Source organism: Bacillus sp. MMSF_3328 (genome assembly GCF_030733525.1).
Classification (GTDB): Bacteria; Bacillota; Bacilli; order Bacillales; family Cytobacillaceae; genus Bacillus_AB; species Bacillus_AB infantis.
Map to the genome: position 1 here is coordinate 16,069 of NZ_JASHIV010000030.1, position 22,804 is coordinate 38,872.

At 47.0% G+C, this 22,804-nt stretch carries 22 protein-coding genes and 2 riboswitches; of the genes, 2 read left to right on the forward strand and 20 right to left on the reverse strand.

Annotation, left to right across the window (positions count from 1 at the left end):
- Nucleotides 1-33 precede the first annotated feature (33 nt).
- Entirely contained in the window at nucleotides 34-732 is a 699-nt protein-coding gene (locus RBB45_RS24790) for a YhcN/YlaJ family sporulation lipoprotein (protein ID WP_009791459.1), read from the forward strand.
- A 66-nt stretch (nucleotides 733-798) separates the two neighbouring features.
- Here RBB45_RS24790 and lipA read toward each other — a convergent pair whose 3' ends face one another.
- Nucleotides 799-1,719 (reverse strand): lipoyl synthase, encoded by a 921-nt coding sequence (gene lipA / locus RBB45_RS24795; protein ID WP_041825247.1) that lies wholly within the window; start codon nucleotides 1,717-1,719, stop codon nucleotides 799-801.
- Nucleotides 1,720-1,907: 188 nt separating this feature from the next.
- On the opposite strand from lipA, the gene RBB45_RS24800 reads away from it, so the two are divergent.
- Complete coding sequence (locus tag RBB45_RS24800; protein WP_129613954.1) at nucleotides 1,908-2,900, forward strand: M23 family metallopeptidase; 993 nt, start codon at nucleotides 1,908-1,910, stop codon at nucleotides 2,898-2,900.
- Nucleotides 2,901-2,965: 65 nt separating this feature from the next.
- Here RBB45_RS24800 and RBB45_RS24805 read toward each other — a convergent pair whose 3' ends face one another.
- The 19 genes from RBB45_RS24805 to RBB45_RS24895 all read right to left on the reverse strand — a co-directional run bounded on the left by RBB45_RS24805 (nucleotide 2,966) and on the right by RBB45_RS24895 (nucleotide 22,718).
- The gene (locus RBB45_RS24805; protein ID WP_022544349.1) at nucleotides 2,966-3,070 is read right to left on the reverse strand and encodes a methionine/alanine import family NSS transporter small subunit; all 105 of its coding nucleotides are present in this window, start codon (nucleotides 3,068-3,070) and stop codon (nucleotides 2,966-2,968) included.
- Nucleotides 3,070-4,581, reverse strand: coding sequence for a sodium-dependent transporter (locus RBB45_RS24810; RefSeq protein WP_035401234.1), 1,512 nt, complete (start codon nucleotides 4,579-4,581; stop codon nucleotides 3,070-3,072). Before RBB45_RS24810 ends, RBB45_RS24805 begins: the two co-directional genes overlap by 1 nt.
- Nucleotides 4,582-4,911: 330 nt before the next feature.
- Nucleotides 4,912-6,486 carry a Na+/H+ antiporter NhaC family protein gene (locus RBB45_RS24815; RefSeq protein WP_094769837.1) on the reverse strand — a complete coding sequence of 525 codons (1,575 nt, stop codon included), beginning with the start codon at nucleotides 6,484-6,486 and terminating at the stop codon, nucleotides 4,912-4,914.
- Between the two features lie 143 nt (nucleotides 6,487-6,629).
- A riboswitch (Lysine riboswitch) is annotated at nucleotides 6,630-6,834 on the reverse strand.
- Between the two features lie 65 nt (nucleotides 6,835-6,899).
- Nucleotides 6,900-7,649 carry a sporulation protein YunB gene (gene yunB / locus RBB45_RS24820; protein ID WP_009791469.1) on the reverse strand — a complete coding sequence of 250 codons (750 nt, stop codon included), beginning with the start codon at nucleotides 7,647-7,649 and terminating at the stop codon, nucleotides 6,900-6,902.
- Between the two features lie 60 nt (nucleotides 7,650-7,709).
- On the reverse strand, nucleotides 7,710-8,816 hold the full coding sequence (locus RBB45_RS24825) for an HD-GYP domain-containing protein (RefSeq protein ID WP_009791470.1): 1,107 nt from the start codon (nucleotides 8,814-8,816) through the stop codon (nucleotides 7,710-7,712).
- Between the two features lie 180 nt (nucleotides 8,817-8,996).
- Entirely contained in the window at nucleotides 8,997-9,299 is a 303-nt protein-coding gene (locus tag RBB45_RS24830; RefSeq protein ID WP_009791471.1) for a YunC family protein, read from the reverse strand.
- Between the two features lie 63 nt (nucleotides 9,300-9,362).
- Entirely contained in the window at nucleotides 9,363-10,715 is a 1,353-nt protein-coding gene (locus tag RBB45_RS24835; protein WP_371931669.1) for a bifunctional metallophosphatase/5'-nucleotidase, read from the reverse strand.
- Nucleotides 10,716-10,790: 75 nt separating this feature from the next.
- Nucleotides 10,791-11,636 carry a DUF72 domain-containing protein gene (locus RBB45_RS24840; RefSeq protein ID WP_094769834.1) on the reverse strand — a complete coding sequence of 282 codons (846 nt, stop codon included), beginning with the start codon at nucleotides 11,634-11,636 and terminating at the stop codon, nucleotides 10,791-10,793.
- A gap of 174 nt (nucleotides 11,637-11,810) precedes the next feature.
- On the reverse strand, nucleotides 11,811-13,208 hold the full coding sequence (sufB, locus tag RBB45_RS24845) for a Fe-S cluster assembly protein SufB (protein WP_009791475.1): 1,398 nt from the start codon (nucleotides 13,206-13,208) through the stop codon (nucleotides 11,811-11,813).
- A 52-nt stretch (nucleotides 13,209-13,260) separates the two neighbouring features.
- Entirely contained in the window at nucleotides 13,261-13,704 is a 444-nt protein-coding gene (sufU, locus tag RBB45_RS24850; protein ID WP_009791476.1) for a Fe-S cluster assembly sulfur transfer protein SufU, read from the reverse strand.
- The gene (locus tag RBB45_RS24855) at nucleotides 13,694-14,923 is read right to left on the reverse strand and encodes a cysteine desulfurase (RefSeq protein ID WP_009791477.1); all 1,230 of its coding nucleotides are present in this window, start codon (nucleotides 14,921-14,923) and stop codon (nucleotides 13,694-13,696) included. The genes sufU and RBB45_RS24855 overlap by 11 nt, the downstream gene beginning before the upstream one ends.
- Nucleotides 14,923-16,233, reverse strand: coding sequence for a Fe-S cluster assembly protein SufD (gene sufD, locus RBB45_RS24860; protein ID WP_009791478.1), 1,311 nt, complete (start codon nucleotides 16,231-16,233; stop codon nucleotides 14,923-14,925). The genes RBB45_RS24855 and sufD overlap by 1 nt, the downstream gene beginning before the upstream one ends.
- A 17-nt stretch (nucleotides 16,234-16,250) precedes the next feature.
- Nucleotides 16,251-17,036, reverse strand: a complete 786-nt coding sequence (gene sufC / locus RBB45_RS24865; protein WP_009791479.1) for a Fe-S cluster assembly ATPase SufC — start codon at nucleotides 17,034-17,036, stop codon at nucleotides 16,251-16,253.
- 409 nt (nucleotides 17,037-17,445) lie between these two features.
- Nucleotides 17,446-17,598: a YuzK family famiily protein gene (locus tag RBB45_RS24870; RefSeq protein ID WP_009791480.1), complete on the reverse strand. Its 153-nt coding sequence runs from the start codon at nucleotides 17,596-17,598 to the stop codon at nucleotides 17,446-17,448.
- Between the two features lie 309 nt (nucleotides 17,599-17,907).
- Nucleotides 17,908-18,285, reverse strand: coding sequence for a carboxymuconolactone decarboxylase family protein (locus RBB45_RS24875; RefSeq protein ID WP_022544352.1), 378 nt, complete (start codon nucleotides 18,283-18,285; stop codon nucleotides 17,908-17,910).
- 137 nt (nucleotides 18,286-18,422) lie between these two features.
- The gene (locus RBB45_RS24880; RefSeq protein WP_009791483.1) at nucleotides 18,423-19,271 is read right to left on the reverse strand and encodes a MetQ/NlpA family ABC transporter substrate-binding protein; all 849 of its coding nucleotides are present in this window, start codon (nucleotides 19,269-19,271) and stop codon (nucleotides 18,423-18,425) included.
- A gap of 15 nt (nucleotides 19,272-19,286) precedes the next feature.
- Entirely contained in the window at nucleotides 19,287-19,955 is a 669-nt protein-coding gene (locus RBB45_RS24885; protein WP_009791484.1) for a methionine ABC transporter permease, read from the reverse strand.
- On the reverse strand, nucleotides 19,948-20,973 hold the full coding sequence (locus RBB45_RS24890) for a methionine ABC transporter ATP-binding protein (protein ID WP_009791485.1): 1,026 nt from the start codon (nucleotides 20,971-20,973) through the stop codon (nucleotides 19,948-19,950). Before RBB45_RS24890 ends, RBB45_RS24885 begins: the two co-directional genes overlap by 8 nt.
- Before the next feature lie 193 nt (nucleotides 20,974-21,166).
- Nucleotides 21,167-21,274: riboswitch (SAM riboswitch) on the reverse strand.
- A 127-nt stretch (nucleotides 21,275-21,401) separates the two neighbouring features.
- Nucleotides 21,402-22,718 carry an O-acetylhomoserine aminocarboxypropyltransferase/cysteine synthase family protein gene (locus tag RBB45_RS24895; RefSeq protein ID WP_306010561.1) on the reverse strand — a complete coding sequence of 439 codons (1,317 nt, stop codon included), beginning with the start codon at nucleotides 22,716-22,718 and terminating at the stop codon, nucleotides 21,402-21,404.
- Nucleotides 22,719-22,804: the final 86 nt, after the last annotated feature.

Consider the following 22,804-nt stretch of genomic DNA (forward strand, 5'->3'; position numbering starts at 1 on the left):
CATGGTCATGATAGTAATGAGGGGGTGTTTCAATTGAAGAAGTCCATCATCATAATAGGTATTTGCAGCCTTTCAGCTCTTGCTGCCTGCCAGAACTTTTCCTCCAAGGATGAAATGTATGAGGAAAGCGGCAATACGATCAACGTGAATGATCAGCGTCCTGAATTGTACAACCAGAATTACAGGCGCGGCAATAATATGAGCGAAAGCTATGGTTATGTCCGCCACCAAAGAAGCCCGATCCCGGGAGACAACTCTTCCAATGACCATTATGCTGCCATCAACCGGGAGCAGGTTGCCGATATCATCGCCAAATATTGCACAGATGTCCCTAATGTCGATGATGTATCAGCTCTTGTAACCGATGAAGAGGTCCTGCTTGTATATGATACAGATTCAAAGGACCGTGCTGAAACAGCAGACCAGGTGAAAAAAATGGCCATGTCAGTCATACCGCGCTGGTACCATGTATACGTTTCCGACAACACCAACTTACGCAAAAATGTGGAAAATTATGCGACCATGGATTCAGACAGCCGCAACATGGAATATGCCATCAATGAAACGATTAAAGAAATGCTTCAGTCGCCACAGGGCAGAAAAATGTCCTCAGGCGAAAATGAAAACGGTGAAGCACAGGGTGAAATGAATGACGATACTGATCATGACGATATTAGCGAAGCTTTGGACAAAACGAAAGCAAAAAAGGGCAGCAGCCCTCAAATGAAATAATGATATGACTGAAAAAGAGTTCAGCAAGCGCTGAACTCTTTTACTATCTTTACCCATTTTCCCGCTTTAAGCCTGCTGGACGCTTTGCTCCTCGCCCATCAGCTGCTTTTGCTTCGCTGCAGCGTTGACCTGCTCATCGGCATGGTAGGAAGAGCGCACCAGAGGGCCTGCCTCGCAATGGCTGAAACCTTTGCTCATGGCAATTTCCTTCAGCTCCTGGAATTCATCCGGATGGTAGTATTTCTGGACCTTTATGTGCTTCTTGGTAGGCTGCAGATACTGGCCGATTGTCATGATATCTACATCATGGGCGCGAAGGTCATCCATCGTTGCGATGATTTCTTCTTTTGTTTCGCCAAGGCCGATCATCAGGCTGGATTTTGTAGGGATATCAGGCTGCATTTCTTTTGCGCGCTTCAGGAATTCCAATGAGCGCTTATATGTAGCACGTGCACGGACTCTTGGAGTCAGCCTTTCAACCGTTTCTATATTATGGTTCAGGATATCAGGGCGGGCATCCATCAGCATTTTAAGGTTTTCATAAACACCGCCCATATCTGAAGGCAGCACCTCAATGCTTGTGAATGGGCTTTTGCGGCGGATCGCCCTTACGGTTTCAGCAAATACAGCTGCGCCTCCGTCCTTAAGGTCATCCCTTGCTACAGCTGTAACAACTGCATGCTTAAGGTTCATCAGGGCAACAGAGTCTGCCACTCTTTCCGGCTCCTGTAAGTCCAGCTCATTCGGAAGGCCTGTTTTAACCGCACAAAAACGGCATGCACGTGTGCATACGCCACCCAGGATCATGAAAGTTGCTGTTCTTCTGACTGCCCAGCATTCATGAATATTCGGACACTTTGCTTCCTCACAGACGGTATGAAGGTTTTTTTCCCTCATCATTTTTTTGAGGCCATTGTAATTTTCATTCGTATTTAATTTTATTTTCAGCCATTCAGGCTTGCGGATATATTCTTCTTTTTGGCTCACTATTCCCACTCCATCCATTCAATCTTGTCCCCAGAAAACCGGACTGATTTAGACTTCATGATGTCACTTTAACATAATGAAGAAGGCAGAACAAGCCATTCCTCTCATCATTACCATTAATTGATATAGATGAAAAGGCGCGCTCTTTCACAAACTAAACTGCAAACAAGACCGAAAGGAAGGTTTCCATGCGCATACTTTTGACCCTTCTGCTGCTGTTCTCCCTTTATCCGGCCAGGACAGATGCGGCTGAGAGCACGGATCTGGCGGAGATTTACAGCAAAAGAATGCAATTATACAAGAATACTGAGGCCATCACCAATATACCCTGGTATTATTTGGCGGCTGTCGACCAGTATGAGCGCAGCATCCGCAAGGCGCGCCGGGACCTCCCGAAAGCAGAGGGACTGACAGGAATTTATTTTAAGCCGGAAGAATGGGCCGGCCTGTTAAACCCTGATCTGGAGGACGATAATCCTGCTTCCATCCAATTTTTCGGAGGCATGGGAGTGGATGGCAATGGCGATGGCAAAGCTTCATTGAAGGATGACCAGGATGTCATTTATGCTTTTGCCCACTTTCTTCTTTCTTATGGAGTTGACCATGATAATATAAAAATTGGGTTATGGGATTATTATAAACGGGATAAAACCGTCGGGATCATCATAGGGCATGCTGAGATCTATAAACACTTCGGCCGGCTGGACCTTGACGGCCATGCCTTTCCCGTTCCCTTCAGAAGCAATCACAGCTACAAAAATACCTGGGGGGATGCAAGGGGCTGGGGAGGCAGGAGGATTCATGAAGGAACAGATATTTTTGCCGACTACGGCGTCCCCGTGAGGGCCACCAGCTACGGCATTATAGAAATGAAAGGCTGGAACAAGTATGGCGGCTGGAGAATCGGCATCCGGGATATCAATAATAACTATCATTATTTTGCGCATTTGAGCGGCTTTGCTAAGGATTTGAAAGCAGGGCAGATTGTTGAACCGGGCATGCTGATCGGGGGTGTAGGCAGCTCCGGCTATGGCCCGCCGGGAACATCCGGGAAGTTCCCGCCTCATCTTCACTACGGAATGTACAAAGACAATGGGTATACGGAATGGTCCTATGATCCCTATCCGCACCTAAGGCTGTGGGAGAGGCAGGATAAGATTCAGTCCCGGAAAAAGAAATAAGGGCCGGAACCATTGTCCCCGGATAATAAATAAAGGCTGCCGAAAAGATTCGGCAGCCTTTGCTTTCATGACTTTTTTGCTTTTGAAACTGCAAAGGAAATGCTTGCAGCAAGTCCTCCCCAAATGATAAGCATCCCAACGATCATCATTGTTATTGCACTAGCAGACATTATTGAGAAACCCCCTTCTTATCCGGGACAGAAATGGTGCCTTTATCCCACTTGAATGCCATGAAGATGAATCCGAGTACAATGGCGCCGACCGCGACTGCCCATCCTGAATAGATGATAAAGCCTGTCGGGTAGCCCTCGTAATTGTCCTTGATATTAGTGTAGATGTTCTGGATCATCATATAGCCAAGGATCAGCGGTGTAATAACAGTCAGACAGATCCTCCACCACGCGCCTAGAAGGATATCTGAGACGCTGTCCGCATGCGACTGGATGCTTTTCAGCTCCCTCAATACCCATGCAATTACGACTACTTCCACAAGCCCTGCAAGCGCTACTCCAAACTGGTTGATGAAATAATCAGCTGCATCAAGGAAATAGAGGCCGCTGTCTGTCGCAAACAATACGGAAATGATGGCAGAAGCCCCGCCTCCAAATAATACTGCTTTTGTACGGGACACTTTGAACTTATCCTGTACACCAGCAACAAAAGTTTCCACGATTGAGATGAGTGATGTAAGACCTGCAAGGACCAGGCATAGGAAGAAGAAGAAGCCGAACAGTCCGTTTAAAGCAGGGAATTCACTAATGATCTGCGGGAATACCACGAAAGCAAGGCCCACACCTGAACTAACAACCTCATTGATTGGCACGCCTTGCTGTGCAGCCATGAAGCCCAGTGCAGCAAAGACGCCGATCCCGGCGAGAAGCTCAAACCCGGAATTTGCAAATCCAGTGATGAATGCACTGTTTGTCAGATCCGTCTTCTTTGGAAGATAGCTGGAGTACGTGATCATGATCGCAAATCCGATTGATAAGCTGAAGAAGATCTGGCCATATGCGGCCACCCATACTCCAGGATCTGCAATCTTGCTCCAATCCGGCTTGAAGAAGGCATCAAGCCCCTGGACAGCTCCATCAAGTGTCAGCGCGCGAACAACAATGATTAAAAATAAGATAACAAGGGCTGGAATAAAGATTTTGTTCGCTACTTCTATCCCTTTTTTCACGCCTTTAAACAATACGCCAAGAGTAATGAGCCATACAAGGATCAATGGGAAGAATACGCCTGGGACGATCGTGCTGATTGATCCCGGTGCATCTGAAAGCTTAAGATATTCTCCGAAAAAGAAACCGTTCGGGTCATCTCCCCAATTCTGGTTAAAGGAAAACCCTGCAAATGACATGGCCCACGCAATGATGACCGCATAATATGTGGAGATGACAAAGGAAACAGCTACCTGCCACCAGCCGAGCCATTCAAATTTTTTGTTCAGCCTTGCATACGTAAGCGGAGCGGAGCCGCGGTACTTATGGCCCAGTGTAAATTCAAGGATGAGAATTGGGATCCCTGCTGTCAGAAGTGCAAACAGATAAGGAAAGAAGAAAGCTCCTCCTCCATTATCATACGCCACGGCAGGGAATCTCCATATATTCCCCAGCCCGATCGCTGATCCGACAGCTGCCATAATGAAACCTGCTCTCGTTCCCCATTGAGGACGATTATCCATAATTCAATTTACCCCCATTTCATTTCCAGTTCTTTTGAAATGCACGTCTCAAGAGTTGGAAACTTTTATATTTTCTGATTTTTTAGTATAATCTAAACATAGTATAGCCACATTTCCCTACGGTGTCAAAGCTTTATTTTTTGAAAATTATTATTTTTAAATAATAACTCCCAAGCCCCTTAATGCCCATCCACCTCCTTAATATACTAATATTCCCCCGCCGGATAGACTATCCATGAAATTCTGGCATTTTCATATAAATCGTTTTTCAGAATGCACTTTCCAATGGCAATTAAAAAAGAGGCACCCTATGCGGGATGCCTCTCAATATCAATCTGTAAATTCAGCAGATGTTCCCTGCCCGCGCCCCGCAATGAAGGCAAAGGCAGCTAAAAGGACTGCCACTGAAATTAAAGCAAAAATGGTGCTGCCGGTAAATCCGATCACCAGGTATCCCACAGCTGCGATCAGCGCTGATATGAGTGCATACGGCAGCTGAGTCAGCACATGGTCGATATGGTTGCACCCGGCCCCTGTGGATGAAAGGATGGTTGTATCTGAAATAGGAGAACAGTGGTCTCCAAATACCGCTCCAGCCAAAACGGCTGCCATTGCAGGCAGAAGAAGCGAAATATCGGTCGCTGCTACAACGTCGCCGGCAATAGGAAGCAGGATGCCAAAGGAGCCCCATGATGTTCCTGTACTGAATGCCATGATCCCTGCAATTACAAACAATATGATTGGCAGCAGTGAAAGGCTTATATTGCTGTTTTCCACGACACCTGCAAGATAGGTCCCGGTTTCCAGCTGGCCGATCAGATCAACAATCGCCCAGGCAAAGATCAAAATATAGACCGCAGGGAGCATGGATTTAACTCCTTCCCAGATCCCTTTTCCGAAAACGCCTGCACTTACTCCCTTCAATACGACAGCCTGGCGAAGGAACAGCAGCAGTGTGAGAGCAAGCCCGATCAGGCTTCCGATGATCAGGGATTTCGCTACATCGGTATTTTCGAAGATCTTCAGGATCGTTGCGCTTCCCTCTGTTGCTGTGTATCCAGTCCAGACCATGCTGCCGACTGTTCCGAGAATCAACGCAATGATCGGCCAGACAAGATCTCCGACTGACCCGGTTGTGCTTGTTGGAAGATCATCCTTCAGCTCTCCAGGAGCAGGCTTATCAGGATCCAGAACCAGTCCTTCTTTTACAGCCCGCTCTTCATGGGCTTTCATCGGCCCGATTTGGATATTCCTGAATGCCACAATGAATACCATGGCAAGAGCAGTCCATACATAAAGGTTCATCGGCACCATCTGCATGAAAGCTGAGAATGCCGAGTATTCTGTCACCCCATGACCGGCTAGGATCGTCCCGATTAGGGCAATAATATAGGCGCCCCAGCTTGAAACAGGGGAAACGACACATACCGGAGCAGATGTAGAATCAATCAGATACGCAAGCTTTGCCCTTGAAACTTTATGCCGGTCCGTTATCGGCCGTGAGATCTGGCCGACCGCCAGTGCATTGAAATAATCATCTATGAAAATAATGATGCCAAGCACTGCACCGACAAGCTGGGCTCCAGCCCGGGTTTTCACCCGTTTCATCGCCCATTCCCCGAATGCGCGGCTTCCTCCGGAAATGTTGATAAAAGCGGTAATGATGCCAAGAACCAGCAAAAATAAAATAATATATACATTCCAGGTATTCAGGGCTCCATCAGCCACAAAAATGCCTTTGACGGCCTCCCAGATGATGCTCAGGGTTTTCCCGATGCCAAAGTCGGCAAGCAGGAAGGCAGCGGTTATAATCCCGACACCTAAAGATAACAATACTCTTCTTGTCAGAACGACCATTAAAATGGCCACAAGCGGCGGCAAAAGTGAAAATATCGTGTTTGCCAATTTCTCTCCTCCTCCTTGTATGATGACAGGGGGGAACTTCCAGACGAAGATGCAGTTTCAGCTGCTGTGCAGCTGCAGATAATAAAAAAGAGCAATGATAGAAAATCCATCATTACTCTTTCTAAGTAATAGGTTTCTCCATCACGATCTGTAGCTCCCCATTATAAGGCTTTTCTAAGCATATACCTGCTTTGCCTTTATAATGACAGTGCTGCCCTTCTTCAAAGCAGCCCCAGCAATGGAATGCGGACACATGTCAATTGCTTCGGCAAAAATTCCCTTTCTGATGCGGTCAACGTTGTCATCCTCGCACATCTTACTCTTGAATTTTGCACCTCTACCCCACCGGATATGATAAGGTCATATTAATTTCTATAATACTATAACAGGCACCCTTCTTTTTAGCAAATCCATTAATTAGCAGGCAGCTCAATGGAAGGGGCAGAATCACCGCCGCCCCCGTTATAGAATTGAGGCACATCTCCCGGTATTATTCCTATCGCGACAGGGACATCCTCCTGCACGGTGATTATTTTGGTGGCAAACGGTATGATAATCTGTACCTGGACATCCAGGCGGACGAGCACTTCCACGTACACATTATTGATTCCATGATCTTCTCTTTTGGTGATGAAATTTGAAGTTACCGACCCAACAGAGTTAAATTTGACCGGGATACGGGGTCCGAGATTTCCCAAGAGCGCATTTTTGGTTGCCTGGCCCAATGGCACATAATAAATGATTCCATTTGCTGATTTTGAACCCTTTGTTTCAATCTCTATGTCCGTGAATGATTCCAATGATGAGAGGTCTCCCTGTTCAGATTTTTTTATATTGTCCTGAACAAGTTCCGTTACCTCTGCCTTCACACGATTAAGCTTTTCAGTATTAATGGTAATGACAGAGCCATCGCCGCTTTTAACAAACATGTCCTCAAGGTCCATTACATTCGTGATTTTTTTGTTGATGGCATTGTTAATGACCAGCGATGCGATTTTCCTCGTCTGAGAGTCAGCGTAACTCATCAGGGTAGGTTCAAGCCCCTTATTGATGATCCATATTCCGGCTGCGGTCGAGAACATAAAAAACACAAAAGTCAGCAGAAAAACATACCGGAAAGGAAGCGGGCCTTTCCTTGGGAGCCGGCCGCCGAATTTAGCCAAAGCAAATCCCCCCTTTACAAGCTATATGTATGCTGCAAAGGGGGGAACTAGCAGAAAAACTTAGATTTTATTTGCTGTTTCCGGCATCCGCATTTCACAGCCGGTGACAATCACGGTAAGCTCTTCTGACAAGTCGAGATCGAATGGTTCAACCGGAAGGCCCTCTTTTTCAAGGATGCGGACGACTGGCCTGTCTGACACCCCTTTATTCTGGCGGACCACCACTCCTGACCTGCCATCATTCAAATGGACCATCATCCCGGAAGGATAGACAGCAACAGACCGCCGGAAAGCTTCTACCACAGCCGTATCAAATTGTTTCCCTGAGCCTGCATACAATATCTCGAGCCCCTCATGCGGCAGCATGGCCCCCCTGTATACACGGTTGGAGGTGACGGCATCGAATACATCAGCGACGGCAATGATTTTGGCAAACAGATGGATTTCATCTTCCACCAGCCTCCTTGGGTAGCCGCTGCCGTTCAGCCGTTCATGATGCTGAAAGGCGCAATGGGCAGCAAGGAGAGGCAATGTATGTACCCTGCGCAAAATTTCAAAGCCTGCTTCTGCATGCTTTTGGATTTCTGCAAATTCATCTTCTGTCAGCTTTCCCGTCTTAAAGAGAATTTCAGAGGGCACCTTCATTTTGCCGACATCATGGAGAATAGCCCCGATCCCCAGCATATCCAGCTCCTGCGGCTTCAGCTTCAGCTCTATGCCGATCGCCAGGGAATAGAGCGTCACATTCAGCGAATGGGAGAAAATATAACTGTCATATGTACACACGTCCGCCAATATGCCAAACAGATCTTTATTATCATTAATCTGCTGCACCAGATCCCTGATGATCTGTTTAAAGCTTTTCGATGATTTTTCAATAATGATCGAGTCTGACAGCTTGTTCCCTTTCTTTATCTGGGTAAAAGTTTCCTCAATGGAAGATACCGCTTTCCTTTTCATCGCCGAATCGATCGAGCTGCCGGATTCTATATCATCTGTCCTCGGGTCTTTTACATATATATAGGTGACGCCAAGATCCCCGAGCCTTGCAAGCAGCTTCTCCGAAAGCTCCACTCCGTCGCTGACAAGCACAACACCCTTATCGCTTAAAACCGCTTTTGCAAGAATGGCCCCCGGATGTACTGATGAGGTAGCTACTAATCTCATATAAAAGCTCCAATCATTTCTGTCTCAATTTACGTCCTTCATCCTATCCACATTATAGTAGAAAATTCTACAAAATACGACTGATAATGGTAATCTTTGCATAAGTAAGTATCTTCGGCTTCTATTTGGAGTGGAATGCTCCGTTAAAGAAAAAAAGAGCCGCCTCCTGCGGCTGGCTCTCTACAGCATTTTCAGCAGGGCGTCCTTGCCGATCATGCCTTTATGGATTCCAAGTTCTTCAGCCTCAAAGGTGACCGATTCCAGCGGTGCCTCCAGGAGCTGCTCGATCGTGCGGACACCAACAGCCCTTCCAGCAATCACTTTCCGGTCCTTCAGCTTTTCATTGAGCAGGGCGATGTCCAGCGCTCCGCACATAATATAGCCCTTTTCGCTCGAGACAGCGAGCAGGGTCGTTTTCGGCAGCTGAACGGATACGCTTAAAAAGGTATGGCCGTCGATGATGACAGGTGACAGTTCCATCATAAGTATCCACTCCTTTCGCTTCATAACAGATTATGTCAGCAAAAGAAAAAGGGTGCCGGTATATTACTGAAGCTCCTGCAGTTTCCATTCCAGCAGATGCCGCAGGAAATCGGGAAAGAAATATTCCTTTTCGGCAGCCCTGCGGATTTCAGGGAAAAAGGGACCGAATGTAAACATGTCCGGGATGGCAAGGGAATAGCTTTTTTCATTGTCGAGCACCTGACCGCCAATCTGCATATTTCCCGAAGTATCCATTTCTGCACCGGTGCTGATCATTCTTCCCATGAGGGTCCCGCGGAAACCAAGTCCCTTGACCTGTAACTGCTCCCACTCATCACTTTGTGCATGCCGGAGCACTTCCTTCAGCTCAGACCCTGTCAGCACAACTTTGCTTGGATTGATCGGATGCGGACAGATTCTATGGAGGTCATACAGAGTTGCCTCATTCTTTTCCAGCCCCTCAAGGATCAAGCCTTCATTAAGAAGGGCTGCATCCGCCCCGCACTTCTCCTGGAGTGCTTTACACAAAAGAATGGCAAGCTGCTTTTTGCTCATGCCGCCGTTTGGCAGAGGTGCTGCCGGTACATCAAGGAGGCTTTTTCCCTTCCGATAAAGATTTTCAATGATATGCTCTTCATCATCTGCAGGTGGCAGCTCATTTGTATCATACAGCTGCGCCTTTTTGCCGATGACTGTTTTCGTTTCCGTGTCTATTTCGAGCATAACATGCCCGGCATAAAACCCGTGCTTGCCGGCGGCTGCCAGCAGGCAGCCTTCCGCCATTTTCCCTTCATGCAGAATATGATGGGTATGGCCGCCAAGAATCACATCGGCTTCCGGAAATTCCGCCGCCAGCCTTTCATCATCATGAATGCCCAGATGTGACAGGATGACGATAATATCGGCCTGTCCCCTTACCTCTGCAAGTACCTTTCGAAGCTCTTCAAAGGGGTCTGTCAGCTTCCAGCCGAGCAAATCATAGAAATGTTCATAGTTTGCTGTTGCACCGGCAGCAGCCACCTTAAGTCCGCTTACAGTCTCATAAATTGCATAAGGTTTAGCCCAGTCCGGCCGCCTTCCATCTTTGTAAAAAAGGTTGGCGGTGATAACATCAAAACCCGCTTTCTCATAGAGAGTGTCAAGAGAGTCAAAAGGAAGGGTAATTCCTTCATTATTGCCGATGGCAGCAGCAGTGCAGCCTGCCTGATTGAGCAGGTCTGTGTTGCACTTCCCCCCAGTAGCCTCTGTCAGCGGATGCCAGCGGTCCACATGGTCGCCGATATCGAAAAAGAAGACATCTTCTCCTGCCTCTTCATGCCATTTGCGTCTTTCTGTTAAAAGGCGGTGAATCCTCGGCCAGCGGCTAAAATGGCTGTGCAAATCATTTGTATGGTATATATGGATAACTTCTTTCAAAGATGAAACCTTCTTTCCTTTTCCCATCAGGCCAATGCAGGCCGAACATCACGGAGGTGCAAGCCTCTCCTCATTTTAGAACAAATCAAGCTGCCGGGGAGCCAGGCCTGTATACTCAATCCCCATCATATCGACCAGCTGGAGTGCATTGTCTGCCGCATCCCCGCCTGAATTATTATTAAAGACAGCATATACCTTCTTTGTGCTTTTTTCCAGTTCCCTGAGGGCCGGGGCCCAGCCGGAAAGCTCCTCCTCATTATAGCGGTAGAGATATCTCACTTCCCTCCAGTTCTCCGCATTCTTTTTCTGCCAGCCGTGCACATTCCTTCCATGGAAGCGGACCAGCACCTTTCCCGGATGGGTACTCTCCATGACTGTCGGGACAGACCCCTCGCCGGACTGTGGTTCATCGCAGATACTGTGAATCCATTCTTCCTGCTCCATGAACCTTAAGGTCTTGTCCTTCATTTCCGGATAGAACCAAGTCTGATTGCGGAATTCCAGGGCACAAGGGATATCATCCATCTGATCCTTGCACCAGCGCAGATAATCAACATTTTCCCTTCGGCAGTCAAACCATGGAGGAAATTGAAACAGCGCCATGCCGAGCTTATCCTTGGCGATATAAGGCTGCAAGGACTCCTTAAAAGCTGTAAACATCTCTTCCTTGCTGTCAAAGGGGATTTCTCCGCGCTGATGCCCAGTCATACCCTGATAGGCTTTAACGATGAATTCAAAGCCGTCAGGCGTTTCTTCCGTCCATTTATGTGCATTCCTCAGAGGCTGGACAGCATAAAAAGAAGCATCCACCTCTACAATGGGGAAATATGCTGCATATTCCTTCAGCTTATCACGCGGGGAAATGCCCTTCTTATAAAGACTGTCATGATCCCCCCAGCCTGTAAGTCCAATATTAATCATGCTGCCGCCTCCTTTCTGTTCTCTATGTAACGTTCTATTTTCCCTCTTTCACGTCTGGAAAAACCACGAAGCACTCCTGCTTCATTATACAAGAACAACCGCCAGGCCGCTTTTAAGGTGCCTTTAAAAGAGCAAAAAACCCATCCGGCAATAACCGGATGGGACCAAGCTTGATCAGCCGATGGATCCTTCCATCTCGAACTTGATCAGGCGGTTCATTTCAACTGCATATTCCATTGGAAGCTCTTTTGTAAATGGCTCGATGAAGCCCATTACGATCATTTCAGTTGCTTCTTCTTCGGAGATGCCGCGGCTCATCAGATAGAACAGCTGCTCTTCCGAAACCTTTGATACCTTCGCTTCGTGTTCAAGCGAGATGTTATCATTCAGGATTTCATTGTAAGGGATTGTATCAGAAGTAGACTGATTATCCATGATCAACGTATCGCACTCAATGTTTGCACGAGCGCCTTCCGCTTTGCGGCCGAAGTGCACGATCCCGCGGTATGTTACTTTACCGCCCTGCTTGGAGATTGATTTTGATACGATTGTAGAAGAAGTATTTGGAGCAAGGTGGATCATTTTTGCCCCGGCATCCTGGTGCTGGCCTTTCCCTGCAAGTGCAATGGAAAGGGTCATTCCGCGGGCGCCTTCTCCTTTAAGGATAACTGCCGGATATTTCATTGTCAGCTTGGAGCCGATATTTCCGTCAATCCATTCCATTGTAGCATTGGCTTCACATACAGCCCTTTTTGTTACAAGGTTGTATACGTTGTTTGCCCAGTTCTGGATTGTCGTATAGCGGCAGTACGCATCCTTTTTGATGATGATTTCTACAACGGCACTATGAAGAGAGTTCGTTGTATAGACTGGAGCTGTACATCCTTCAACATAGTGGACATGAGCGCCTTCATCCACGATGATGAGCGTGCGCTCGAACTGCCCCATATTTTCTGAGTTGATGCGGAAGTAAGCCTGAAGCGGAGTGTCTACCTTTACGCCTTTTGGCACGTAGATGAAAGAACCGCCTGACCATACCGCAGAGTTCAGAGCCGCAAACTTATTGTCGGTCGGAGGGATTACCTTCGCCCAGTGCTCGCGGAAAAGATCTTCGTTTTCCCTCAAAGCAGAATCTGTATCCTTGAATACGATTCCTTTTGCTTCAAGGTCTTCCTGCATATTATGGTAAACAACCTCTGACTCGTACTGCGCAGAAACACCTGCAAGGTATTTTTGCTCTGCTTCCGGGATGCCAAGCTTGTCAAACGTCTGCTTGATCTCTTCAGGCACTTCGTCCCATGAGCGTTCTGTCTTTTCAGAAGGCTTTACATAATAAGTGATTTCATCAAAGTTTAATGACGCTAGATCTCCGCCCCATTGAGGCATTGGCATGTTGTAGAAATGTTCAAGAGATTTTAAACGGAAGTCAAGCATCCACTGAGGCTCTTCTTTCAGCTTTGAAATTTCCTCTACGATTTCCTTCGTCAAACCACGTTTTGAGCGGAAAATGGAAACGTCTTTATCGGCAAATCCGTATTTATAATCACCGATTTCAGGCATCTTTTTTGCCATCGTCGTTTTCCTCCATTCAGGGCAGACAGGGCCTTGGACCCTGTATTGCCGTTTATTGTTGTTCTTCTTCCTTCAGGCCCTTTTCCATGGCCTTCCATGAAAGAGTCGCACATTTGATGCGTGCCGGAAATTTTGAAACGCCCTGCAGTGCTTCAATATCACCCAAATCCAAGTCTTCATCATACTCTTTGCCCTGCATCATATCTGAAAAGATCTTTGAGAGCTTTAAGGCATCTTCCACTTTCTGGCCCTTGATAGCCTGGGTCATCATCGATGCCGAAGACATGGAGATGGAGCAGCCTTCACCGTCAAATCTGGCGTCCGCCACCTTCCCATCCTCAACCTTAAGCGTCAGCTGGATCCTGTCTCCGCAGGTTGGATTGTTCATATTGATCGTCAAGCTGTTATCTTCTTCAAGAACCCCTTTATTGCGGGGGTTTTTGTAATGATCCATAATGACTTGCCTGTACAGGGTATCTAAATTATTAAAAGACATCGCTGAAATACTCCTTTGTTTTAACAAGTCCTTCAACAAGCTTATCAATATCTTCTTCCGTGTTGTACAGGTAAAAACTGGCCCGTGCCGTTGCGGAAGCCTTCAGCCATTTCATCAGCGGCTGTGCACAGTGATGGCCTGCCCTTACCGCTATTCCTTCAGCATCAAGGACAGTCGCCACATCATGCGGATGGACATCATCAAGATTGAAGGTTACAAGTCCGGCTCTCTCGCCGGCATTCTTCGGTCCATAGATGGTCATGCCTTCAACTGATGACATTTTTTCCATTGCGTATGCGGCAAGCCTATGCTCATGTGCTTCAATGTTTTCAAGGCCGACTTCCTGTAGGAAATCGATTGCTGCACCAAGGCCGATGGCTCCTGCAATAATCGGGGTGCCGGCCTCGAACTTCCAGGGAAGCTCTTTCCAGGTAGAGTCATAGAGATCAACAAAATCGATCATCTCTCCTCCGAAAAGGACAGGCTCCATGTTTTCAAGAAGCTGCTTTTTGCCGTACAAGACGCCGATACCGGTAGGGCCGCACATCTTATGTCCTGAAAAAGCAAGGAAGTCGCAGTCAAGATCCTGGACATCCACCTTCATATGAGGTGCAGCCTGTGCGCCGTCCACTACCATGATCGCGCCATTCTCATGGGCAATCCTTGCGATGTCCTTGATCGGGTTCATAACGCCAAGGACATTGGACACCATCATAATGCTGACAATTTTCGTATTGCTTGTAACCGTCTTGCGGACATCCTCCAGTGAAATGGTGCCGTCCTCCTGAAGAGGGACATATTTCAGCACCGCTCCGGCTCTTTTGGCTGCCTGCTGCCACGGAATGATATTGCTGTGGTGCTCCATATAGGTAATGACAATTTCATCCCCTTCGGAGAGATTGTCTCCTCCATAGCTTGAAGCAACCATATTCAATGCGCTTGTTGTCCCGCTCGTGAAGATCACTTCCTCAATCGAACGGGCATTAATGAATTTCCTGGCCTTTTCCCTTGCACCTTCATACGCATCCGTCGCTTTTGTACCGAGGGTATGCACCCCGCGGTGAACATTGGAGTTATACCCGCGGTAATACTCGTTCAATGCCTCGATGACCTGTACGGGCTTCTGGGAAGTTGCGGCGCTGTCAAGGTAAACCAAAGGCCTTCCGTTGACTTCCTGGTTCAGAATAGGGAAATGTTCACGGATATTCTTGAAATCCATTACTTAACTTTCCTTTCAATCACATCAACAAGCTGCTTTTTGACTCCTTCGATCGGAAGCTCTTTCACGACCGGAGCAAGGAATCCGTGGATGACAAGGCGCTCTGCCTCTGTCTGCGGAATTCCCCGGCTCATCAGGTAGTACAGCTGGGTCGGATCCACACGGCCGACAGATGCTGCGTGTCCTGCCGTTACATCATCCTCATCGATGAGAAGGATCGGGTTTGCGTCTCCGCGTGCCTTTTCGCTCAGCATCAGAACGCGGGACTCCTGCTCTGCATTCGACTTCGTTGCACCGTGTTCGATTTTGCCGATGCCATTGAAGATAGAGGAGGCACTTTCTTTCATAACGCCATGCTTCAGGATATAGCCTTCTGTATTTTTACCGAAATGGACAACACTTGTCGTGAAGTTCTGCTTCTGCTCACCGCGTCCGACGACAACAGTCTTCGTATCGCCGACAGAACCGTCGCCAATCAGGTTCGTTACGTTTTCGGAAATCGTGTTTCCATCATTCATGAGCCCGAGAGCCCATTCAATGCGGGAATCCCGTTCCGCCCTGCCGCGGCGGTTAACATACGTAGTGATTCCTTTTGCAAGGTTATCAACTGTTCCGTACTGCACCCTGCTGTTAGTGCCTGCAAGCACTTCAGTGACGATATTGAAAACACCTTCTGCTGAATCGATCGTTGAAAGGTATGTTTCAACATAAGTAACACTGCTGTTATCTTCAGTTACAATCAGTACGTGGTTGAAGACATTCGCTTCTTTGTCATCATGCAGATAGATCGCCTGGATCGGCTCAGACACCTCAACATTGCGCGGCACATATAAGAATGCCCCGCCGTTCAGGAGTGCTGCATGAAGTGCTGTCAGGCGGTGTTCATCCACCTTAACGCCATCCTTCATGAAATACTTCTGCAAAAGGTCGCCGTATTCGCGGGCAGCTGTGAAGATATCCGCAAAAATGACTCCCTGGTCCTGCAGTTCTTTCGAAAGGGAAAGATGTGTCGGACGGTTATTTCTCTGGATATAAAGGTTCTTGCTTTCTTTATCCAGGTCAATCAAAGATTTGGCTTCTTCCGGAAGGTTGTCAAGTGAGCCAAAATCTTCGCTTTCCACTATATGCTTTTCAAACTGTGTAAAGTTCCATTTATCGATCTTTGTTTTATCAGGCCGCGGCATTGGCAGCGTCTCAGCGTCAGCAAGAGCTTTCACACGCAGTTCTGTCAGCCAGGCCGGTTCACCCATTTCTTTTGAAAAAGAGCTGATATACTCTTTGTCAAACGGCAATTTCGTTTCAATAGTCATCGTGATCCCCCTAACGCTTACGCTTCTTGCCCTACAGTTTCGTCTTCAATGCCAAGTTCTTTCTTGATCCAGTCATAACCTTCAGCCTCAAGGCGCTGTGCCAGCTCAGGCCCGCCAGATTTAACGATGCGGCCCTGCATCATGACATGCACATGGTCAGGAGTGATGTAGTTAAGAAGGCGCTGATAGTGAGTGATGATCAGGCAGCCGAAGTCTTCTCCGCGCATTTCATTGATCCCTTTGGAAACAACCTTCAGGGCATCGATATCCAATCCGGAGTCGATCTCATCAAGAATGGCGATTTTAGGTTCGATCATCATCAGCTGAAGGATTTCGTTCCGCTTTTTCTCGCCTCCGGAGAAGCCTTCGTTCAGATAGCGCTGTGCCATATCCTGGTCCATTTCAAGGAAGTCCATCTTGCTGTCCATCTTGCGGATGAATTTCATCAATGAAATTTCATTGCCTTCTTCCATGCGGCTGTTGATTGCAGAACGCAGGAAGTCCGCATTTGTAACTCCGCTGATTTCACTTGGATACTGCATGGCAAGAAACAGGCCTGCACGCGCACGCTCATCCACTTCCATCTCAAGTACATCTTCGTTATCCAATTCAATGCTTCCTGAGGTTACCTCATATTTAGGATGTCCCATGATTGCAGAAGAAAGGGTTGATTTACCAGTTCCGTTAGGACCCATAATCGCATGGATTTCTCCGCCTTTCACTTCAAGGTTGACCCCTTTAAGAATTTCTTTGTCCTCAATAGAAACATGAAGATCATTAATTTTAAGTGTAGATCCAGCCATCATTATACCTCCGTCAATAAAAAAGATTTGTATATACCGGCAAGAGCCGCAAATCTCTATTCTCATTTTATTCTCATTACAATCTTATAACAAATAGAAAGTGTTAGCAACTCTTTAACAACACGCAGATAGTATTAATTATCTGGTAAGAACTTTTATTGGCTAAACCCTTTCCGCTTCCCTGGATCCAAAACTGGAAATCCAGGCATGTCCAAACTATTTTTCCCTGCAGAGCAGCTTTCAATGTACGTGAATTCAGTTGCAGCCCCTTCAGTTTAACATAAGTATGGACCGGGCTCCTACTGTTCAGGAAAAAACGGGCTATATTGTTACTGCTTTATACTAAAAGAAAAACCAGTGCGGTATCACACTGGTTTCAACTGTTTTTCTTCCTTATTATATATAATTCTTAAGAATGTACTTTTCTTTCCAGATCCGCTACCATACGCTGGCTTTTCAGATAGTCCTGCTCGCGCCGTTTTTCTACGCTCATCCTTACATCATGTTTCCGGCTGTATACCTCATAGCCGACACCGTGGGCACTGTGCATCGCTTTTTCCATTTCACTTGTGTAATTCAAGTCCAGCTGACTGATAGTAAATCAATCCTTTCAATTTTGTCGCTTCCGCGATTTATTTTACTCATGGAATATCGTAACACTCCTTCTATACCACGCTCAAACAGGAAAAAACCTCATTTTGTATAATTCATTAAGGTATCCCCTCTTGAAGGGACCTCATCTCCGCCATCCTTACAATTCCGGCTGAATTCTTCCAAATAAAGGTTGTCTCTCCCCCAAGAGTCCATAACGCATGCAAAAAAGGAAACAGCCCTGCTTCAGACAGGGCTGCTTTATCATATAGATTGGCTTTTACTGCTTCATCTGCCCCTGATTCAATTCATCCATTGCTTCCTGCACAAGGGTGACTGCCTGGCTCATCGCTGCGCCGCCGCCAAAAGCCGCTGTGACGCCGACTGCTTCGAGCACCTCTTCCTCACTAGCCCCCTGGTCAAGACAGCCTTTCACATGATAAATAATGCAGTATTCATCCTGTGAATACAGGCTGATTCCAAGGGCAATCAGCTGCTTTTGCTTTTGGGAGAGGCTGCCTTCTTTAAAGCATGCCTCAGTGAATGCATTATAATGCTGGGCAAGGTCCGGCATTTTTTGTGTAAATGTGCCAAGGCCCATTTTATAGTCATGAAGAGCTGCTTCGATTGAATTTGACGGTTCGTATGAATGCTCCATTCGTGTCCACTCCATTCCTGAAATCTTTAACATCATTAGTATGTTTTATTTTCAGAAATGCTATGCGGGCTCGACATGGCTGTTTTTTGGCATAGGAAAAGGCAGCCTGCATTCTCAGCGGCTGCCTTTTTCTATTATTACTCAGATACAGGAACGACTGCACCTTCGTATTTTTCAAGGATGAAATCCTGGATTTCTTTAGAGTGGAGCACTTCGACAAGTGCCTTAACCGCTTCTTTATCTTCGTCACCGCTCTTAACAGCGATGACGTTCACATATGGAGATTCCTTGTCTTCGATTGCAATTGAATCTTCAATTGGGTTTAAGCCTGCATCAATAGCATAGTTAGAGTTGATCAGAACTGCATCGCCTTCATCGTTGTTGTAGATCTGCGGAAGGAGGGAAGCTTCATATTCTGTATCAAACTCAAGGTTTTTCTCGTTCGTTTCAATATCGTCAATTGTTGCCTTGATTTTATCTACGCCTTCTTTAAGCGTGATAAGGCCTTCTTTTTCAAGCATAGTCAGGATACGGCCGTGATCAGCAACTGAATTGCTCATCAGGACTTTTGCACCGTCTGGAAGTTCATCAAGGCTCTTGTATTTCTTTGAATACACACCGATCGGCTCAATGTGGATTCCGCCTGCATTGACGAAATCATAGTCATTTTCTTCAATTTGCGCTTCAAGGTACGGGATATGCTGGAAATAGTTTGCATCAAGCTCTCCGGAATTCAATGCTTGGTTAGGCAGGATATAGTCCTGGAATGTTACGACTTCAAGTTCAATGCCCTTTTCTTCCAAAAGCGGCTTAGCTTCTTCAAGAATTTCAGCGTGCGGGACATTGGAAGCTCCCACAACCAGTTTGGATGTTTCTTCTTTCCCGCTGTCCGCATTTCCGCCGTCAGCATTATCTTCAGATGTTCCGCATGCTGAAATGACGAGCGCTACGGCAAGTGCCAATACAAGTGATAACCATTTTTTCATTAGTTAAGTCTCCTTTTATCGTTTGTCTAGTTTAGAAGTTATGATATCTCCAATTACTTGGAGGATAAACACAATCAGCAGGATGACGATGGTCGCCATCAAGGTTACATCAAAGCGGTTCCGCTGGAAGCCTTCCAGATAAGCAAGGTTCCCAAGTCCTCCTGCACCGATGACTCCTGCCATTGCGGTAAAGCCCACAAGCGAGATGGCTGTAACAGTAATGCCCGATACAAGAGCCGGCATGGATTCAGGGAGGAGCACCTTAAAGATGATTGTGCTCGTTCTTGCACCCATTGACTTGGCTGCTTCAATGACGCCTTTATCAATTTCCCGCAAAGCAATTTCAACCATACGGGCATAAAATGGTGCCGCACCGATGATCAGTGCAGGCAAGGCGGCATTTTCTCCGATCATGCTGCCCACAAGGAATTTCGTGAACGGGATCAGCAATACGATTAAAATGATGAACGGGATGGACCTGAATACATTGACAAACGCCGCAATAATTTTATTGATGAGTGCATTTTGCCAGATGTTCCCCCTTGAAGTAAGGAAAAGCAGCAGGCCGAGCACAATCCCCAATACGAATGTAACCAGTACAGAAATGCCAGTCATATAAAGCGTTTCATTCGTTGCTTCCCACATCTTATCCCAGTTAACATTTGGGAAAAATTCATTAAGCATTCGAAATCACCTCCACGCCAACCTGCTGTGCATGGATATATTCAATCGCTTTGGCAATTTCGTCAGCCTGCCCATCTAGATGGATGAACAATGTTCCATAAGAGCCGTTTTGAGTCTGCGAGATTTTCCCTTGAAGGATATTAACTGTCAACTCAAAGGAACGGATCAGATTCGTGATGAGCGGCTGTTCAGCCGATTCCCCGACGAAGGACAGCTGTACGACTTTTCCATGCGGATACAATCCAAGCAAGGCCTCTGCAGTCTCTTTTGTTTCCTCAGGTTCTGTGACCTGCTGGACGAATCTCTTTGTGATCTGCTCGCGCGGATTTTTAAACACTTCCAGGACAGGGCCGATTTCCACGGCCTTTCCGCCTTCCATGACAGCTACCCGATGGCAGATCTTCCTGATTACATGCATTTCATGAGTAATAAGTACAATGGTCAGTCCCAGGCGGCTGTTGATGTCCACTAGCAGATCCAGAATGGAATCCGTTGTCTGCGGGTCAAGCGCCGAGGTTGCCTCATCGCACAGAAGCACCTTCGGGTTATTCGCAAGCGCCCTGGCAATCCCGACGCGCTGCTTCTGCCCGCCGCTCAGCTGGGAAGGGTAAGCATCCTCACGGCCGTCAAGGCCGACAAGGTTGATGAGCTCATTTACTCTTTTTTCTCTTTCCTGGCGCGCAACCCCCGCAATTTCCAGCGGGAATGCAATATTGTCTCTTACGGTCCTTGACCAGAGAAGGTTAAAGTGCTGGAAGATCATGCTGATTTCCTGGCGCGCTTTGCGCAGCTCCGCACCCCTGATTTTTGAGATCTCCCTGCCGGCTACCGTAACCGTTCCCTCTGAGGGAAGCTCAAGCCCGTTCAGCATCCGTATCAAGGTGCTTTTCCCTGCACCGCTGTAGCCGATCACTCCGAAGATTTCACCTTCCTTGATTTCAAGGTTGACATCATCAACTGCTTTGACCGGGCCTTTTTTTGACGAATATATCTTTTTAACATCTTTTATTGAAATCAATTGCCGTATTCACCTCTTTTATATCCAATTAGACAAATGGCTTTACAGAGATATATCATCCTGCCAATCCCCATAAGAGTAGTTTCCTGAAACCAGGGCAAGATTATTCCATGGCTTCAAGACAGGAGACTTTTCTGTAAAAATAAAAATGCCTTTCTGCATGTGAGCAGAAAGGCATGATGGAAAAACCTTTCTCTCATCTGCCAAAGCTAAAAGCTTTGTGTGAATTGGCACCATTTCAATAAACATTGACGGTTGCCGGGCTTCATCGGGCACATCCCTCCACCTCTCTTGATAAGAGCTATCATATATGAAGTTCATTTTCATTCATTAGCCATTTTTGAATTACGAGTGCTATCGTATCATGGATGAAAAAGGGTGTCAACAACAAAGTTTAATTCTAAAAATTACCGGCTGAATCCTGAAGTTCACACCTTCCCTGCCAGTGAATGGCTTCCGGTTGCGGCTTCAATTGCCTGCTCCAGGTCCTCGATGAGATCTTCGGCATTTTCTATGCCAACAGAAATGCGGATTAGATCCTCCGGCACCCCTGCTGACTTCAGGCCTTCTGAATCAAGCTGCTGGTGAGTGGTGCTGGCAGGATGGATGATGAGGCTTTTTGCATCGCCGACATTGGCTACATGCGCCCACAGTTCCAGGCTGTTGATCAGCTTGGCACCGGCCTCCCTGCCTCCCTCAATTCCAAATACAGCCACAGCTCCGGCTCCTTTAGGCAAATACTTATCAGCAAGTGCCTTATCAGGATGGCCTTCATCCCCCGGATAAAGCACCCAGGTCACAGCAGGGTGATTCTTTAGATACTCTGTCACTTTCTTTGTATTGCTGATATGCTCCTTCATCCTCACATGCAGTGTTTCAAGACCGAGAGTGAACTGGAATGCGTTCTGCGGGCTGAGTGCCGGCCCCAGGTCCCTCAGCAGCTGGACTCTGGCTTTGACGATAAAAGCTGCCGCGCCGATTGCTTCACTGTACACCAGGTTATTGTAGCTTGGGTCCGGATTGGTGAAGCCAGGGAATTTGACTGAATTCCAGTCAAAACGACCTGCGTCTACTATGACGCCCCCCATTGTCGTCCCATTTCCCAGCAGCCATTTTGTCGCTGAATGGATCACGATGTCTGCCCCAAAATCAATCGGCCTGCAGAGATATGGAGTGGCAAAGGTATTATCAACTATCAGCGGAATACCTGCTTCATGGGCAATTTCCGCCACTTTCTCAATATCGAGGACCTTTAAGCTTGGATTGCCGATTGTTTCAGCGAATACAGCTTTTGTTTTTTCATTGATGGCCTCCCTGAAATTTTCCGAGTCCTCGGGATTGACCAGCTTTACATTGATTCCGTATTTAGGAAGAGTGACGGCAAATAAATTATATGTCCCTCCATAAAGATTTGAAGCTGCTACAATTTCATCTCCGGCCTGGGCAATGTTCAGGATGGCAAGAGTGATGGCAGCCTGGCCGCTTGCAACAGCAAGTGCCCCTACGCCGCCTTCAAGCAGTGAGACCCTTTCCTCAAATACAGTAACTGTCGGATTATGGATTCTTGTATAGATATAGCCCGGCTCCTTTAAGCCGAACAGATTGGCGGCGTGCTCTGTATTCTGGAACTGATAAGCATTATTCTGATAGATCGGCACTGCCCTTGCCCCTGTTGCAGGGTCAGGCTGCAGTCCTCCATGTACACCAAGTGTTTCAAATCGATAGTTCTTTTGCTTCTCTGCCATTGTTATCTCTCCTTCGGGTTATCAGATATTTTCATTATGCCGGATCACTGCTGGAAACAATAAAAGCCCCTCTGCAGAAGAGGGGC

Coding starts and splice junctions, on each gene's coding strand:
- RBB45_RS24805 (WP_022544349.1), bottom strand. CDS start 3,070: ATGTCTGCTAGTGCAATAACAATGATGATCGTTGGGATGCTTATCATT.
- RBB45_RS24885 (WP_009791484.1), bottom strand. CDS start 19,955: ATGCTTAATGAATTTTTCCCAAATGTTAACTGGGATAAGATGTGGGAA.
- sufU (WP_009791476.1), bottom strand. CDS start 13,704: ATGTCTTTTAATAATTTAGATACCCTGTACAGGCAAGTCATTATGGAT.
- sufC (WP_009791479.1), bottom strand. CDS start 17,036: ATGGCTGGATCTACACTTAAAATTAATGATCTTCATGTTTCTATTGAG.
- RBB45_RS24825 (WP_009791470.1), bottom strand. CDS start 8,816: ATGAGATTAGTAGCTACCTCATCAGTACATCCGGGGGCCATTCTTGCA.
- RBB45_RS24800 (WP_129613954.1), top strand. CDS start 1,908: ATGCGCATACTTTTGACCCTTCTGCTGCTGTTCTCCCTTTATCCGGCC.
- sufD (WP_009791478.1), bottom strand. CDS start 16,233: ATGACTATTGAAACGAAATTGCCGTTTGACAAAGAGTATATCAGCTCT.
- RBB45_RS24855 (WP_009791477.1), bottom strand. CDS start 14,923: ATGGATTTCAAGAATATCCGTGAACATTTCCCTATTCTGAACCAGGAA.
- RBB45_RS24880 (WP_009791483.1), bottom strand. CDS start 19,271: ATGAAAAAATGGTTATCACTTGTATTGGCACTTGCCGTAGCGCTCGTC.
- RBB45_RS24875 (WP_022544352.1), bottom strand. CDS start 18,285: ATGGAGCATTCATACGAACCGTCAAATTCAATCGAAGCAGCTCTTCAT.
- RBB45_RS24830 (WP_009791471.1), bottom strand. CDS start 9,299: ATGATGGAACTGTCACCTGTCATCATCGACGGCCATACCTTTTTAAGC.
- RBB45_RS24810 (WP_035401234.1), bottom strand. CDS start 4,581: ATGGATAATCGTCCTCAATGGGGAACGAGAGCAGGTTTCATTATGGCA.
- sufB (WP_009791475.1), bottom strand. CDS start 13,208: ATGGCAAAAAAGATGCCTGAAATCGGTGATTATAAATACGGATTTGCC.
- RBB45_RS24895 (WP_306010561.1), bottom strand. CDS start 22,718: ATGGCAGAGAAGCAAAAGAACTATCGATTTGAAACACTTGGTGTACAT.
- RBB45_RS24840 (WP_094769834.1), bottom strand. CDS start 11,636: ATGATTAATATTGGACTTACAGGCTGGGGGGATCATGACAGTCTTTAT.
- RBB45_RS24870 (WP_009791480.1), bottom strand. CDS start 17,598: ATGGAAAAAGCGATGCACAGTGCCCACGGTGTCGGCTATGAGGTATAC.